The sequence below is a fragment of the Sphingobacterium sp. UBA7631 genome, assembly GCF_002483935.1.
GTDB classification, from domain to species: domain Bacteria; phylum Bacteroidota; class Bacteroidia; order Sphingobacteriales; family Sphingobacteriaceae; genus Sphingobacterium; species Sphingobacterium multivorum.
The window spans coordinates 723,613-738,388 of record NZ_DLIX01000010.1; the positions used below are offsets into that span (position 1 = coordinate 723,613).

General features: G+C 39.1%; 15 protein-coding genes and 1 tRNA gene. 10 read left to right on the plus strand and 6 right to left on the minus strand.

All coding sequences use genetic code 11. The annotated features are described in order from the left end of the window. Window positions 1-72 precede the first annotated feature (72 nt). From B3P16_RS19635 to B3P16_RS19670, 8 genes are all read left to right on the plus strand, one after another. Complete coding sequence (locus B3P16_RS19635) at window positions 73-1,110, plus strand: heme-binding domain-containing protein (RefSeq protein WP_286751766.1); 1,038 nt, start codon at window positions 73-75, stop codon at window positions 1,108-1,110. Then, window positions 1,076-1,510, plus strand: coding sequence for a hypothetical protein (locus tag B3P16_RS19640; protein ID WP_286751765.1), 435 nt, complete (start codon window positions 1,076-1,078; stop codon window positions 1,508-1,510). Before B3P16_RS19635 ends, B3P16_RS19640 begins: the two co-directional genes overlap by 35 nt. A 43-nt stretch (window positions 1,511-1,553) precedes the next feature. Further along, on the plus strand, window positions 1,554-2,588 hold the full coding sequence (locus B3P16_RS19645; protein ID WP_286751764.1) for an alpha/beta fold hydrolase: 1,035 nt from the start codon (window positions 1,554-1,556) through the stop codon (window positions 2,586-2,588). 70 nt (window positions 2,589-2,658) lie between these two features. Then, the gene (locus tag B3P16_RS19650) at window positions 2,659-3,057 is read left to right on the plus strand and encodes a DoxX family protein (protein ID WP_286751763.1); all 399 of its coding nucleotides are present in this window, start codon (window positions 2,659-2,661) and stop codon (window positions 3,055-3,057) included. 77 nt (window positions 3,058-3,134) lie between these two features. Beyond that, a complete protein-coding gene (locus tag B3P16_RS19655) occupies window positions 3,135-4,166 on the plus strand; it encodes a sensor histidine kinase (protein WP_286751762.1) in 1,032 nt (343 codons plus the stop codon). Next, complete coding sequence (locus tag B3P16_RS19660; protein ID WP_286751761.1) at window positions 4,147-4,911, plus strand: LytR/AlgR family response regulator transcription factor; 765 nt, start codon at window positions 4,147-4,149, stop codon at window positions 4,909-4,911. The genes B3P16_RS19655 and B3P16_RS19660 overlap by 20 nt, the downstream gene beginning before the upstream one ends. A 692-nt stretch (window positions 4,912-5,603) precedes the next feature. Next, on the plus strand, window positions 5,604-6,020 hold the full coding sequence (locus B3P16_RS19665; protein WP_286751760.1) for an organic hydroperoxide resistance protein: 417 nt from the start codon (window positions 5,604-5,606) through the stop codon (window positions 6,018-6,020). A gap of 6 nt (window positions 6,021-6,026) precedes the next feature. Next, a complete protein-coding gene (locus B3P16_RS19670) occupies window positions 6,027-6,797 on the plus strand; it encodes an alpha/beta hydrolase (protein ID WP_286751759.1) in 771 nt (256 codons plus the stop codon). A gap of 471 nt (window positions 6,798-7,268) precedes the next feature. Here B3P16_RS19670 and B3P16_RS19675 read toward each other — a convergent pair whose 3' ends face one another. Both B3P16_RS19675 and B3P16_RS19680 read right to left on the minus strand, forming a co-directional pair. Beyond that, complete coding sequence (locus B3P16_RS19675; RefSeq protein ID WP_286751758.1) at window positions 7,269-8,216, minus strand: alpha/beta fold hydrolase; 948 nt, start codon at window positions 8,214-8,216, stop codon at window positions 7,269-7,271. A gap of 504 nt (window positions 8,217-8,720) precedes the next feature. Then, window positions 8,721-9,239 carry a YceI family protein gene (locus B3P16_RS19680; protein ID WP_046676084.1) on the minus strand — a complete coding sequence of 173 codons (519 nt, stop codon included), beginning with the start codon at window positions 9,237-9,239 and terminating at the stop codon, window positions 8,721-8,723. A gap of 185 nt (window positions 9,240-9,424) precedes the next feature. On the opposite strand from B3P16_RS19680, the gene B3P16_RS19685 reads away from it, so the two are divergent. Next, window positions 9,425-9,498, plus strand: a tRNA-Arg gene (locus tag B3P16_RS19685). 118 nt (window positions 9,499-9,616) lie between these two features. Here the strand turns inward: B3P16_RS19685 and B3P16_RS19690 are convergent. Continuing rightward, entirely contained in the window at window positions 9,617-11,929 is a 2,313-nt protein-coding gene (locus B3P16_RS19690) for a glycoside hydrolase family 3 protein (protein WP_286754694.1), read from the minus strand. Window positions 11,930-12,238: 309 nt separating this feature from the next. Between B3P16_RS19690 and B3P16_RS19695 the strand changes: the two genes are divergently transcribed. After that, window positions 12,239-12,988, plus strand: a complete 750-nt coding sequence (locus B3P16_RS19695) for an NUDIX hydrolase (RefSeq protein ID WP_286843974.1) — start codon at window positions 12,239-12,241, stop codon at window positions 12,986-12,988. A 141-nt stretch (window positions 12,989-13,129) separates the two neighbouring features. Here the strand turns inward: B3P16_RS19695 and B3P16_RS19700 are convergent, their stop codons facing one another. From B3P16_RS19700 to B3P16_RS19710, 3 genes are all read right to left on the minus strand, one after another. Further along, a complete protein-coding gene (locus B3P16_RS19700) occupies window positions 13,130-13,495 on the minus strand; it encodes a response regulator (protein WP_070566459.1) in 366 nt (121 codons plus the stop codon). Window positions 13,496-13,565: 70 nt separating this feature from the next. Next, window positions 13,566-14,396 (minus strand): CheR family methyltransferase, encoded by an 831-nt coding sequence (locus B3P16_RS19705; RefSeq protein WP_112374664.1) that lies wholly within the window; start codon window positions 14,394-14,396, stop codon window positions 13,566-13,568. After that, window positions 14,397-14,768: a response regulator gene (locus B3P16_RS19710; RefSeq protein ID WP_046676428.1), complete on the minus strand. Its 372-nt coding sequence runs from the start codon at window positions 14,766-14,768 to the stop codon at window positions 14,397-14,399. Window positions 14,769-14,776 lie beyond the last annotated feature (8 nt).

Consider the following 14,776-nt stretch of genomic DNA (forward strand, 5'->3'; position numbering starts at 1 on the left):
CGGTTCATCGCCTTTGATCTTTTCGACTGGCATTGTTTACTCTAATTTTATCAAAACAAAAAAGAAAATATCATGAAGCACGCAAAACAAATAAGATTATTACCCATTGTATTACTCTGTATCTTAGCAGCTTTTATAGCCTTACAGTTTTTCAATGCGCCGATCGAACAAAGGCCGGTAACCGGGCCTATGAAAAATGTACCTAAAGAGGTCACTCAGATTTTAGAACGTTCCTGCTATGACTGTCATTCAAATGCGCAACATCTCACCTTCTTAGATAAACTCGCTCCGATTTCCTGGATCGTCAATAAAGACATCAGGAGAGCCCGCGAAGTAATGAATTTTTCGGAATGGGACAAATTATCCGAAGCTGAGCAAAAGGGAAAATTCTACGCAATATTCAATATGGTTCGTGCCGAGAAGATGCCTCTTCCCTCCTATGCCATGACGCACCCAGGAGCTAAACTCTCACAAAATGAGATTGAGACCATTAAGCAGTTTGCTTTGTCTCTTTCAGAAAAAGACAGTTTTATTCCTGCACATAGGACAATAAGCCCTGTTCAAGCTGGTCCTAAAGTAGAACCTTTGACCACTACCGTACAAGCTGGAGTCCCCGTTTCTCCCAATGGGATCAGCTACAATGCCGACTTCAAAAATTGGAAAGTGATCGGCATGAGCACACTCATTGACAACAGCATACGGGTAATCTACGGAAATGACATCGCTGTAAAAGCGATTCAGGAAGAAAATTTTCATCCATGGCCAGATGGAAGCGCAGTAGCAAAGGCAGTTTTCAAGCAGACAAAAAAAGCGAATGGTGAAATTGTACCGGGTGACTTTGTGAACATGCAATACATGGTCAAAGACGGGAAAGAATATACGGAAACTGAAGGCTGGGGATTTGCAAAATTCAATGGACAGGAATTGAAACCAACAGGGAAAACAGCATTGTTCGCGCAACAGTCCTGCATCAGTTGCCACAGGCAGCTAGCAGAATCGACAGGCTTTCTTTTCAATGTGCCGCCAAAAGTAAATTCCAGAAAATTAATTGAACACTATTTAAAAACCGCTCAAAATGAAAAAAGTCTTATCCATAGTTCTATTAACTAGTTTAATTTTTGGCTCATGTACCAAAAATCCTGAAAAAGAAACTGGAAAAATCCGCTTTATGTTTGATCCGGGAAGCCTGAAGTTTATTTCATCTTCCTTTAATCCAAACTTACAGACCATGTCTGCGCTTTATGGCAATCAAAAGGGAATTTCAGCACTGGAAACAAAAAAAGGAATCATAGGAGTAGATCTTAAGCTCGTGACCTATAAAATGCAGGATGACCCAAATTATTTTGGAAGTAAGGTCAGTGGTGAGCTGTTAAGTGTCGAGACCGTTAAAACCGATCAAATGGGAAATCTCAAATATGGAATCGAATTCGGAAAGGTTTCTTCTAATGAATCTAGCAGGCAACGTATTAATTCGATCCTTGAATACCAGCCCCTAAAATTACCTAAATAATACTTCGACCTTAAAAATTTAAATCAACTTAAATACTGAAACAATGAAAATCCAACTAAATACAATGTTAAAGATCCTCACATTTTCCATCATCATGATGATAGGTGCTGGAATCTCAAGATTAAATGCGCAAACTTCGGTTAATGAGAAAAACAGCGAAACAGAAGATATGATGAATTTTCAGCAGACTAAAACTATCCAAGCGGGACTCCTAAATGTAGGATATGCTGAAATCGGACCAAGTAAAGGTAAGCCGGTTATCCTTCTTCATGGATGGCCATACGACATCCACAGCTTTGAACAGTCCTCCGCTATCCTTGCTAAAAAGGGATACCGTGTACTGGTACCTTACCTTCGGGGGTATGGAACCACCACATTCCTTTCTGATAAAACCATGCGAAACGGGCAACAGTCTGCGGTCGCAATTGATATCATCAAATATATGGATGCACTGAAAATTGAAAAGGCGATTATCGGTGGGTTCGACTGGGGAGCCAGAACCGCGGATATTATCGCAGCATTATGGCCTGAACGTTGTTCGGCATTGGTCGCTGTAAGTGGATATCTTATTGGTAGCCCCAAAGCGAACGAAAACCCGCTTCCCCCAAATGCCGAATTTTTATGGTGGTATCAATATTATTTCGCCACTGAACGGGGCTATAAAGGCTACAAAGCAAATATACAGGCATTCAATAAACTGATCTGGAAAACAGCTTCACCAAAATGGAACTTTGATGACCAGACCTATAAACGTTCCTCAAAGTCATTCGATAACCCCGACCATGTGGATATTGTCATCCATAATTACCGTTGGCGGTTGGGACTGGCCAAAGGCGAAGAACAATATGACGAACTTGAAGAAAAGCTTGCCAAAGCTCCGGATATTATTGTTCCTACTGTAACCCTTGAAGGTGATGCAAATGGGGCAGCCTTTCCGCCACCAGCAAGTTATGCATCAAAATATAAAGGTAAGTATAAGCATCATACTTTAAACGGTGGTATTGGCCATAACCTGCCACAGGAAGCACCGGAGGCTTTCGCTGAGGCGATCATTGAAGCCGACCTAATGGCACAGTAAACAACGATTATTCATCATAACAGTATACAATAATTTTAATAACTCGCTCAAAAGGCAAAAATAATTGATCATGCAACATTCAACTTACACAAAAATTTATCTTGGCGGACGCATCTTTATGTCATTATGGTTCGGCGCAAGCGGTTTCTTTGAACTCACAAGGAATCCGGTGGTCTGGGATATTACGCTACAACTTGGATATCCTCCACATTTCATTTATATACTAGGTATATTTAAAATTGTAGGCAGTATCATTTTCCTTATTCCAAATCGTTTCAATAGGTTGAAGGAATGGATCTTTGCAGGGATGTTTTTTGACATCACTTTCGCTTTCTTCTCAAAGATTTTGGTGCTTGGCCTACCTTCGACAATCGATGCGATAATCGCCTTTTTAGTCCTGGCCATTACATACTACGCGTTTAACAAACTCCACTTAATTGATTACACTGAAAATTTGTCTCAAGATTAAAAAATGATTTTTTATGCGTTTTGATTTAAATAATCCATAAAAAGCATAACTTCAAACAGAAAATAACCTTCATTAAAATGTTTAAACCCAAAAAGCAAATACCTTTTGAGATTTCAGGTCGTCTGATATGGATTAGTTCAATTTCATTGGGAATATTAACCTCAATCCCTAAAATTGTAGACCATCACTTTGTTATGGCCGAAGGTATAGCCGATTTCGCTGTAACATCCGGTTTTGCATTATTGATCTGGTATTATAATATCTATTCGATACCTGCATATACAAAGAAAACAGGCAGTAAAAAAGTACTGTCGGGTCAGCTATTTAGGGGATTGGGAGTGGGTTTAATATTGATGTTTTTCCTTTCTTCTATACAGTATTACATTCTATCTCACCTAAATTTTGGCCCCCAAATATTAATGTACGAAGTAAGAGGGATATTGATCAACCTCACATTTTATATGTTTATCCATATATTATACCAGACTTATCTTAATCAACAATTTGTACGAGAACTTGAACGCTCGATGGCTGCAAATCTTGAAGCTCAATATGAACTTTTAAAACAACAGGTAAATCCCCATTTTCTTTTTAATAGTCTCAATACCCTAAAATACATGGTAGAGAGCCACGATGACCAATCTTCAGAATTTATACTAAAACTTGCTGACTTCTACAGATTTACTCTTGGAAGTCTAAAGCTTAAAGTCCTAACATTAAAAGAAGAACTGGCTATTATGGAATCGTACGTATATCTATTGAAAGCCCGTTTTGAAGAAGGCCTTTTTGTGAGACAAAATCTTGGGAGTGATAGCTATGACTCTTACATTCCTCCTTTTACACTGCAGCTATTAGTAGAAAACTGCATCAAACATAATATTGTTTCGTTGGAGAAACCACTTTACATTGCGATCTATCAGCAGGAAGATTATTTGGTTATCGAGAACAATCTGCAGGAAAGGAAAATTCCAGAACCCTCCACCGGACTGGGGCTCAAAAATATCAATCAACGGTACCTTCATCTTAGCCAGAAAAATATTATCATTACGGCGACTGACGAAAAATTTACCATAAAACTTCCCATATTATATGAACATCCTAATAATTGAAGACGAAATTAAAGCTGCGCGTTCACTGGAAAATCTGATATTGCATTTGCAGCCAGGTTCCCGGATTCTGGCAAAGATCCAAAGTGTAGAGGGCGCTATAGACTATTTGTCCAATAACCCATCGCCAGAGCTGATCTTTATGGATATCCAGCTGTCCGATGGTATTAGCTTTGACATCTTTAAAGCTGTCAAAATCGTATGTCCAGTAATTTTTTGCACAGCTTTCGGTGAATACGCCATGGAAGCAATTAAAGAAAACGGGATTGATTATCTGCTTAAACCATTTTCGGAAGATGATCTAAAAAATGCTTTTGAGAAAGTGCATAATTTTAAAAATATTTTCCAGAAAGCCTCTGCCAATGATCTTAACGATATAATCAGTCGGATCGGTGATCAAGAAAGGAAGAAAACGAGTTTCCTGGTTTTTAAAAACAATAAATACCTTACAGTCAAAACGGATGATATCGCCTATATTTATATCAATTATACCTCCCCTTCCCTTGTCACCTTTAAAGGCGAACAATATGATATGAACCAATCTTTGGATCATTTGGGAAGCATCCTTTCCGATAAACAGTTTTTTAGGCTCAATAGACAGTACCTCATCAATTTTTCTGCCGTAAAGGAAGTTGAGCATTATTTTGGAAGAAAGCTCTTTGTAAAACTGACCGTTCCAACAGAAGAAAAGCTTTTGATCGGCAAAGATAAAACTGCCATGTTCCTGAATTGGTTGGAAGACCGCTAAACTAGATCGGGGTAAATGGGATAAGAAATGACATATTTTATGCGGCAATGAACGGATACGGATTCCCATTTGCATATTTTTATCTGCTATAAAGTTCCGATATAAATATTCTTGACAAGCGAACAAACGACTTTGGCATCAGGAAAATTAAAGTTTTGACCAAATCGATAAAAGATCACAAAGGCTCCTTACTGGAGACATTCTGTGCTAGAGTCTTTCCTCAAAAAAGGTATTCTATTAAAGTAATACGATCTTTAAACCTAACAGGCGATGATGTCCTGTTAGGTTTTGATCAATTATACGCTGCCCGAAATTGCCTGAGCAATACACACGATCTTAACCATTCGATTTTCGAGCAGCCTGTTAACCTAAAAAGTGCAGCTTAACGCTAACAAAATTTCCGCTAAGAGTTTATTGACACTATCCAATTAATACAACACGGTCTTAAAAATATAGTTAATCAAGACATAAATAAATCTTGATTTTTTTTGCTGTCAGATATATAGTATTGTCGCAAATCCTCATTGTCCATTTCATTATTTTATTTGTCCACTTTAACCGCTATTATGTCCATCTGGGGCACTTTACACTAGTTTGATAGGATATTTTATGGTCTCTTTGTACTATCAAAATAGTAGAAAAGACACCGAAAAAAATAAAAAATAAGGTCTAACAATAAAATAAATAAGAAAATGAATAACATCGAAAAAGTACTCTACACAGCAAAAACCCATACGGTTGGAGGTAGAGAAGGGAATGCTAAAAGCAGCGACGAAAAATTGGATATCATACTTTCCGCACCAGGATCCATTGGGAAAGGAACTAATCCTGAACAGCTATTTGCCGCAGGTTGGTCGGCCTGTTATATTGGAGCACTTGGTTTAGCAGCAAAAAAACTTGGTACAATACTACCAAAAGATGCTTTCGTCGATGCCGAAGTCGATTTGGGATTGACAGGTGATGCATTTCTTCTGCAAGCAAGATTATCTGTCGGTCTTCCAGGAATTGACAAAGAAATCGCCGAACAGCTTATTGAACTTGCACACCAAACCTGTCCATATTCCAAAGCAATAAAAGGAAACATCAATATTTCAACAACACTAATCTAAACAGTCATGCTAAAAAAAATCCACTTTGCAATTTTACTTTTAGTAACTATATTTTTGGGCTTAGGTAATGCACAAGCTCAAAAAAAGAACACCAATACCAAAATTAAAAACATAGTACTTGTACATGGTGCTTTTGTTGATGGATCAGGATGGAGAAGCGTATATGATATCCTTTCAAAAAATGGCTACAATGTAACAATTGCCCAGATTCCATTGACTTCATTAAAGGATGATAATGCAACTGTACGAAGAATATTGGATAAACTTGATGGACCGGCAGTACTTGTAGGCCACTCATGGGGCGGTACAGTAATTACGGAATCAAGTTCACATGCCAATGTTGCCTCTCTAGTTTACGTAACTGCATTTCAACCTGATAAAGGTGAAACAACAGATAAATGGTATTCGTCCCAACCGGGTCTTCCAGAAGCTGGTATTTTACCTCCGGATAATGAAGGGTTTGCCTATTATGACCTGGAAAAATTCCATGCGGGATTTGCGGCTGATCTTAGCCATGAACAAGCAACTTTTATGGCACATGCCCAAAAACCGATCCTTGCTTCATCGTTTACCACAGCAGTAACAGCTGCAGACTGGCATACAAAACCGACATTCGGAATTGTTCCAACGGCGGATAAGAGCATCAATCCTATTATATTAAGAAATATGTACAAAAGGTCAGATACGAAGATCACCGAGATCAAAGGAGCGAGCCATGCCGTATTCATCTCACATCCTCAAGAAGTCGCCAATATAATTATGGCAGCCTCAAAATAAGCCGCATTTTATCCCTGGTCCATATAGTTTAATTTATTCGTTTTGAAATAATTTTAAGTAATTATTTCAGCAAGAATGCCCGGTAGTTTTATCGGGCATTTTTGCATTTATGTTTTATCTATAGCCAGCATATAATAACCACGAGCAATTTACCTCAGCAATGACCGTCAACAGAAAACCATTCATAAACTTCTCATCGATCATTTCCACTAGGCATTAAAATGTCTTCTATAAATTTGAGAATCTTCACAATATTATAAATAGATCAGCTCAAGGAAGTCTAAATGGTAAGGTCATTACAAAATGATGTTTGCTTTTAATTCGAAAAGATACTTTTCCTTTTTCCCATTCAACCTTAAACAGTTCTCTACTTTAAAAATTATATTCCCGGGTATTATTTAAAATAAAAATGGGCAGATCAACTTTAGTGTTGATCTGCCCCGGAATTAAAGCTTTTTGATATTTAGTATGTTATTGAGCTAAAAATGCGCATGCTTTTGTTATGAATGCTTCATGATTCTGATAAAAAGCCGCATGTCCAGAATCTGAGAACTCAACTAATACAGCGTTCTCTAAATTTTGTTTCATATTATATGCATTTTGAACAGAAATTGGAAGATCCTTATCTCCATGAACGATTAGAACAGGTTTTTTAATGGTTTTAATTTCCTCAAGTGCATTTGCATCAGGTTGCGCCCATGCTAATACTGCAGTAAATTGAGCGGTTGAAGTAGCATCACTTAGTGCCGGATCTCGATCAACAGTGCGTTGATGGACACGGGCAAACGACGCTTTTCCTGCTGCAATGCTTGTTTGTGAATCAGTAAATCCGAATTTTAAGTAGGATTCTTCTGCGCTAAGTCCAGCAGTTCCTGCAACAATATTTGGAAGATTGGCAAGACCGATTGCTCCTTTAGGTCCACTATCGGCCAAAATAATCTTATTAACTATCGCTGGCTCCGTTAACACAATTCTTTGGGCAACAAATCCTCCCATTGAGAATCCCATGATATTTACTCTTCCAAGGTTCATTGCTTTGATAAAATCAATAGCGTCATTAGCCATTGCTTGGACAGAATTAGGAGTGGTCCCTTTGGATGAAGCTACTCCCTTGTTATCAAAAATGATTATTTTATATTGTTTTGCGAGTCCATTGGTGACCGCGGGATCCCAATCGTCCATAGAACCTCCAGTTCCTGGCAATAACACTAGAGGTATTCCACCTTCCTTCCCCCAGCTGCGATAAGCAAACTCTACTCCTTTCACGTTGATAAAGTTAGTTTTTGCATTGTTATGATTTGCAGGCGACGATTCCTGTTCTGTCGGAAATTCGTTATCATCACTACATGAAATTGCTACGGCGGAAAATAGGGATACGCATAACGCACTTGCGATTGTAAATTTTCTAATTGTTTTCATTATTGTCTTTTTTAGTATTATTATAAAACAAACTTAGACCAATCACACAAGTTAAATAAGAACAAAATAGTTAAACCGGACACACTAGCACCTGGATTAGACATTCTAGATGGTAAAGAAACAATGGGCCCCAAAATGATTCTAAAAAGATATTGAGTTCTTTAGCCTCTCCTTGGTACCTATTACTTTCTCCTCCTTTTGGTTCCATCTGTTAATATCCCACTTCCTTTTTGTTGATGTTTCTTTAGGGATACAATCTACTGTAATCCGAACATAGATGAAGTGGATTGATTTGCTCTTCACGTTTAAGCTCCTTAAAAAGAAAGAAAGCCATAAACAAAAAAATCCTGCAAATCATTGATTTTGCAGGATTTATCTATTTTTTAGTGCTTTTTAAAAACTTTAAATTTGCACCTGGCGGAGAGTGAGGGATTCGAANNCAACTCTCCGCGACAAAAGTACGAATTTTCACACTCCCACCAAATTTTATTTTATATATTGCGCTTATTGAGCTTTTATAAACTGAATATCAGCACTAAATTTTACTTCGTCACTTACCATTACCCCTCCTGTTTCCAACGCCGCATTCCAATTAAGGCCAAATTCTGAACGTTTGATTTTGCCTTCTACAATAAATCCAGCTTTCGTATTTCCCCAAGGATCTTTTTGGATACCCGCAAATTCCAAGTCGAAAGACACCGGTCTAGAAACGTCACGAATTGTCAAATTTCCCTTAATTTCATTATTCTCCAAGCTCGTTGCTTCAAATGTAATTGCTGGATATTTCTCTACATCAAAGAAATCTGCACTTTTTAAATGACCATCACGTTGCTCATTACGTGTATTAATCGATGCCGTGTCAATAACAACTTTCGCAAGGGCATTTTTAAAATCTTCGCCCTCGGCGTCAACATCTATTTTAAAACTGTCAAAGTTTCCTTTAACGTTTGTAATCATCATGTGTTTTACTTTGAATTCTATCTCGCTATGTGCAGCGTCTAGTTCCCATTTTCCTTGTGCCATAATTTTATGTTTTTTCTATTTGTTTAACAACACAAAGTTAACAGCAGTTTTATTCAATTTGTTTGACCTACATCAATAAAATAATCTTATTGAAAAGCAATCAGTTATTGAAAAACCACAAAAAAAAATCAGTGATATTTTGGAAATATAACACAAATGTCTACTTTTGCATTACCGAAAACGACGCGCCAATAGCTCAGCTGGATAGAGCATCGGTTTTCTAAACCGACGGTCTCAGGTTCGAATCCTGATTGGCGTACTTAAAAGCTCCTCTGTATGACACAAAGGGGCTTTTTTTATACATCAATCTCAAAATATCCACGATACATACGCAAGCTTGAACCTATCTCCCCTTCTCATTTTTTAAATTGCCCCTATTATTTCCTCACAAACTCTCCTACGCGTTTATCTTTAATGACACCCGACCAGTTTAATCCATAACCAAAATCGTAGGCGTGTCCTGCTTGATCAACATAGACTTCCATATCAAAAGGCACGTCCTCAGCTTGTTTTTCAACTGTAGCCATGTTTGCGGGCATTTGAACAGGCAATAGACCGGAAGGTTCATACTTTCCAAACATAACATCCAATACAGCTTGAGTTGATACACCAAAATTTAGGATAATACCTGATACCTCCTTTTCAAACTCGGCAAATACCATGGGCTTGTTTGCTGTCACAGATACCAAAATAGGTTTCCCCTTCATCATATCCTTCGTATCCAATATCGTTTGAAGATCCATCACATTCGCAGCAGTCACCATTTTATTCTTATAAGACCTATTCTTAATCGATGGATCGATTTTAGGATCACCTGCGGCAATACTCTCCGCTCGTGCATCTGAGGCTGTATAAGTGCCATACTGCAAGGAAATCGGAACATAGCCATTTCCACCATTCTTGCGATCTCTTTCGCTATATCCACCTTCGGAACTGATCGGGCTCTGTACAAACACGACTGCAAGGTCAGCTTCACTAGGGTTATCGGTTAAATCTGCATATTTCCGCAAGAGATCAATATTGACAGGGTATTCCAATCGTGCCGGCGTATAGTTTCCCCACCAATCTTTCATTGCTGCACTATACATCTTCGGAACATAAACTTTCTTCCGTCCACGAATAGGAAATTGCTGATCACTATTCTTTAGTAAAACAACTGACTTCACCTGTGCCTCGTAGCCCTCCTTCATATAGAGCGGATTTCCAACGGTAGCTTGGCTCTGCTTGACATCCAAATAGGGATTTTCAAAGAGTCCTACTCGGAAAATATTCAACAGAAGCCTTCTGGCAGAAGCCTCGAACCGTTGCCGCATAAATTTCTGTCCGTGCTCTTTCACGCCCAATTCATAAGCGGCTAATACAGGAGCCTTATCGTTATTGCCACCAAATTGATCTACGCCTGCCATTAATGCCTTGTAATGGCGCTCTGCCACCGACAACTGTTCTACCCCCCAGGGTTTGCCTGCAAATCCATCAGGCTTAGGTGCTTCATCCCCCGTAATCAACCAGTCCGAACAGATCACACCATCGTAACCGTAAGTGCCACGCAGCAAGTCTGTAAGCAAATATTTGCTATAACCATTTCCCACATTTTCACCATTTTTCTTATCCTGACCAAAAGAAATCGTATAATAAGGCATAACTGCGGCAGCCTTGCTCGTCTTTCCAGCCAATTGGAAAGCTCCATTGACAAATGGCATAATATGTTGCTTCAGGTTATCCCCAGGATATACCGCAAATTTTCCAATAGCCCAATGGCCGTCCCGACCACCTTCCTCTGGCCCACCACTGGGCCAATGTTTCACCATAGCGTTGACACTCTTATAGCCCCAGCCTAAGGCAATTTCGTCTTTTCCACTCGATGTCTGAAAACCATCGATATAAGCTCTAGCCATCGCTGTTGTCAACTCGGGACTCTCTCCAAAAGTCATACCGATACGATACCAACGCGGTTCGGTACCCAAATCTATCTGTGGTGATAATGCCGTCGTGATGCCCAAGGATCGATATTCCGAAGCCGCTACTTGCCCAAAACGTTTGACGATAGCTGGATCGAATGTCGCCGCCATCGCAAGCCCATCCGGCCACATTGAAATTTGCCCCCCTGCCCCAGCGTTGAACTCTGCACTAACAATAGCATTATGACGTGGGTCGGAACTATTATTCGCCGGAATCCCCCATCCCAAGCCTTCCACAAAACCTTGCAACTCATTATTCCAGCGGGCAGCGGTCTCCGGATCTTTCACTGCTGTCAACAGGACATGCCTCAGCCCATCTTTCTCCAGAAACTCACGCTGCTGATCGGTCAGAGCCCAAGGTGAAACTAGACCTTCCTGATAGTTTTTTCCTTGATAAGTGCCTCCCATAAATCCAAAGGCCGGTGCCGGTAAAGCTTGATGCCTGCTATACAACATAAGCCCAGCAATCTGATCAACAGACAATTTTGAGGCGAGATCTTTGGCTCGCTCCTCTGCTGTCAAACGCCAGTCTTCATAACGGTCTAATTTTCCATTTCGATTGAGATCCTTAAATTTATTTCCAGCAATACTTAGGATCTTCACGCCCGAAGTTGTTGAATACCCCAAAACAGGGCCATACTGATTCTCAATCTTTTGATAAACTTGGCCTTGTGCTGAAAAAGTTAAAAATAGACTGAAAGATGAAGCGAATAGTAGGTTTCTTACATTCATAAAATCTGTTCGTTTAATACATGAGTTTGTAGTCAAACATTCGCCTGAAGGCTAATAAAACATTTGGCTTAACACGTTATAATCAGTTATTTACATTGCTTCATAATGAAGCAATACAAGTGTACAATCTTTTTGTTCAATTACAAAATAAAATCAACAAAATAACACAAACAACTAATTACCAATAAATTGATTTATCAAAAAAGCACCTAATGTAATTTTTGCATAAGGAATTGTTCGAGTTTTATCCGGCAACTTACCTCTCGTTGCGATATTTTTTTGTAATATTAACCCAAAGACAGCAGTTATATGGATTTCAGAACACAGCTAATTAACGCATCAGCAGAGAGCTATGAAAAATTTCTACCTCACATTTCTGTGGATATCGTCGTCTTTGGCTTCGACCAAGGTTCTTTGAGAATCCTTTTGCTAAAAATGAATTATAATAAAGAATGGTTTCTGCCTGGTGGCTATGTAGGGAAAGAGGAAGATACGGACGAGGCGGTCAAACGCGTACTTTATGAACGCTCAGGTGTGAAGGATATATTCTTGGAAGAATTTGCGGTATTTGGATGCCCACAGCGCAGCCAGCAATCCTTTGCAGATTACCCAGACACATTGTGGAACAAACAGCGATTTATTTCAATTGGTTATTACGCGCTGGTAAACTACAAACACGTAATTCCTCAACCTGATTCCTTAAGTGAGACTTGTCAGTGGATCGACTTTAGGGACATCACTGAGCTCAATATCACCATGGATCATCGCAAAATCATCAACAAGGCTCTCCGGACTCTTCGCGAGCGGCTTTCTTATAAACCAATAGGATACAATTTGCTACCAGACAAGTTTACGCTGACCGACCTGCAAGGACTCTATGAAACAGTGCTTGGTAAGAAACTTAATCGTGGCAATTTTTATCGTAAAATGAAAAATATGGGTATCCTCCAAAAACTTGACGAACAGCGGAAAGGCGGAGCCCATAAAGCTCCTGATCTCTATAAATTCAACGTGGAGACCTATAACACTATTTTACAGGAAGGTCTAAATACCTGGTAGTCAGATCACCGATACATTTTCACCAAATACATAATAGATCAAAAGCTAATTGATGCTGGCATAGACCAGCATACTTCCATCGACTAAACTAACCTGCGAGAACCGGAGATTTGCAGCCTTTAAGTCTAACCTTAAATTGATCTATACAATATATTTATTGACAATATTTTCCAAATCTTCCAAATCAAAAGGTTTAGATAGAAAATCATCCGCTCCGGCACGATCTGCCAGGGATTGAATATCGTTATTTGCCGACACGTAAATTACGGGAATATGGCTAAAACGCTGATCTGATTTAAGCAATCTGGTTGCTTCAACCCCACCGATGTTTGGAATCCAGTTATCCATTAAAACAAGATCGGGCTCTGCAGATTCCACCTTTTGGATAATATCATGTGAAGTTTCCGAAACTTCAACGTGAAACCCCAAATCTGTCAAAACAACCGTTATAACCTCCAAAATAATGGTATCGTCCTCAAATATCAACACCGTTTTTGTTTTACTCATATAAAATAGTTTATATATACCGTCATTGTTTTACATGAGGCACAAAAGATTCATGCCTGCCTGCAATCCCCTATAAGGTATAAAGTTTTTTCCAAATTTTTTGATCCCCTACAGCTGTAAAGTTATGCTGAATACCTGAAAATCGTATGGTTTCTTTACTACCTAATGCCAAATATCCTAAATTTTCTAGACTCGCGTCAAATAATTTAAAAACACGCTCCTGCAAATCTTTATTAAAATAGATCAAAACATTCCGACAAAGGATTAATTGAAAGCTATTAAATGATGTGTCTGATACCAGATTATGGGTAGATAAAATCATTTTTTGCTTAAGATCGGCATCGAATTTTGCCCATTCATAATTTGCTGTGTAATATTTCGAAAAGTCCTGTTTTCCTCCAGATTCTATATAATTTTCGGAAAAAGATTTTATCTGGCTCAATGGATATACACCATTTCGGGCAATATCGAGTACCCGAGGATTAATATCCGTTGCATAGATCAATGACTTGTGATACAGATTAGCCTCTTTTAGCAAAATGGACATCGAATAAGCTTCCTCTCCTGTGGAGCATCCTGCAATCCATACACGGATCAATGGATATGTCCCCAATTGAGGGAGAATTTCCTCCCGCAGTTGACGAAAGAATAAGGGATCTCGAAACATCTCGGTCAAGTTAACAGTAATCTCTTCAACAAAATGCTGCAAAAATGCTGGGTTGTCTTTTAATACAAAACGAAGTTCAGCAAAACTTGCCAAACGGTCATTCGTCATAAGCCGATTAATCCTCCGCTTCATCGATGCACGGCTATACTGCAAAAAATCATACCCGTAGTCGCGATAGATATCTTCAAGCAAAATATCTATTTCATGGTCTTTTATGATACTATAGCCCAACATTTAGATTAACCGTTCAATTTCACCCATCAATTTATCGACATCAATCGGCTTCGAGACATACGACTGGGCTCCAGCTTCCAAGCATTTCTCCCGGTCTCCACTCATCGCTTGCGCTGTCACGGCAATAACTGGAATTTTGCCCAGCAAACTCGAATTGCGGATCAGCTGAATCGCCTCATAGCCATCGATTTCAGGCATCATCATATCCATCAATATCAGCGCTACACCTTTATTCGTCTCCAAGATCTCGATAGCCTCGCTCGCACTCGTGCTGCTCAACACTTGATATCCCTTCGCTTTCAACGTCAAACGCAATGCAAAAATATTGCGTTGATCGTCGTCCACAATTAATATTACCTTATTCTGATCCATATATCAGT

Bases quoted from the DNA above. Each gene is read 5' to 3' on its own strand.
- B3P16_RS19635 (WP_286751766.1), top strand. From the start codon at position 73: ATGAAGCACGCAAAACAAATAAGATTATTACCCATTGTATTACTCTGT.
- B3P16_RS19640 (WP_286751765.1), top strand. From the start codon at position 1,076: ATGAAAAAAGTCTTATCCATAGTTCTATTAACTAGTTTAATTTTTGGC.
- B3P16_RS19645 (WP_286751764.1), top strand. From the start codon at position 1,554: ATGAAAATCCAACTAAATACAATGTTAAAGATCCTCACATTTTCCATC.
- B3P16_RS19650 (WP_286751763.1), top strand. From the start codon at position 2,659: ATGCAACATTCAACTTACACAAAAATTTATCTTGGCGGACGCATCTTT.
- B3P16_RS19655 (WP_286751762.1), top strand. From the start codon at position 3,135: ATGTTTAAACCCAAAAAGCAAATACCTTTTGAGATTTCAGGTCGTCTG.
- B3P16_RS19660 (WP_286751761.1), top strand. From the start codon at position 4,147: ATGAACATCCTAATAATTGAAGACGAAATTAAAGCTGCGCGTTCACTG.
- B3P16_RS19665 (WP_286751760.1), top strand. From the start codon at position 5,604: ATGAATAACATCGAAAAAGTACTCTACACAGCAAAAACCCATACGGTT.
- B3P16_RS19670 (WP_286751759.1), top strand. From the start codon at position 6,027: ATGCTAAAAAAAATCCACTTTGCAATTTTACTTTTAGTAACTATATTT.
- B3P16_RS19675 (WP_286751758.1), bottom strand. From the start codon at position 8,216: ATGAAAACAATTAGAAAATTTACAATCGCAAGTGCGTTATGCGTATCC.
- B3P16_RS19680 (WP_046676084.1), bottom strand. From the start codon at position 9,239: ATGGCACAAGGAAAATGGGAACTAGACGCTGCACATAGCGAGATAGAA.
- B3P16_RS19690 (WP_286754694.1), bottom strand. From the start codon at position 11,929: ATGAATGTAAGAAACCTACTATTCGCTTCATCTTTCAGTCTATTTTTA.
- B3P16_RS19695 (WP_286843974.1), top strand. From the start codon at position 12,239: ATGGATTTCAGAACACAGCTAATTAACGCATCAGCAGAGAGCTATGAA.
- B3P16_RS19700 (WP_070566459.1), bottom strand. From the start codon at position 13,495: ATGAGTAAAACAAAAACGGTGTTGATATTTGAGGACGATACCATTATT.
- B3P16_RS19705 (WP_112374664.1), bottom strand. From the start codon at position 14,396: ATGTTGGGCTATAGTATCATAAAAGACCATGAAATAGATATTTTGCTT.
- B3P16_RS19710 (WP_046676428.1), bottom strand. From the start codon at position 14,768: ATGGATCAGAATAAGGTAATATTAATTGTGGACGACGATCAACGCAAT.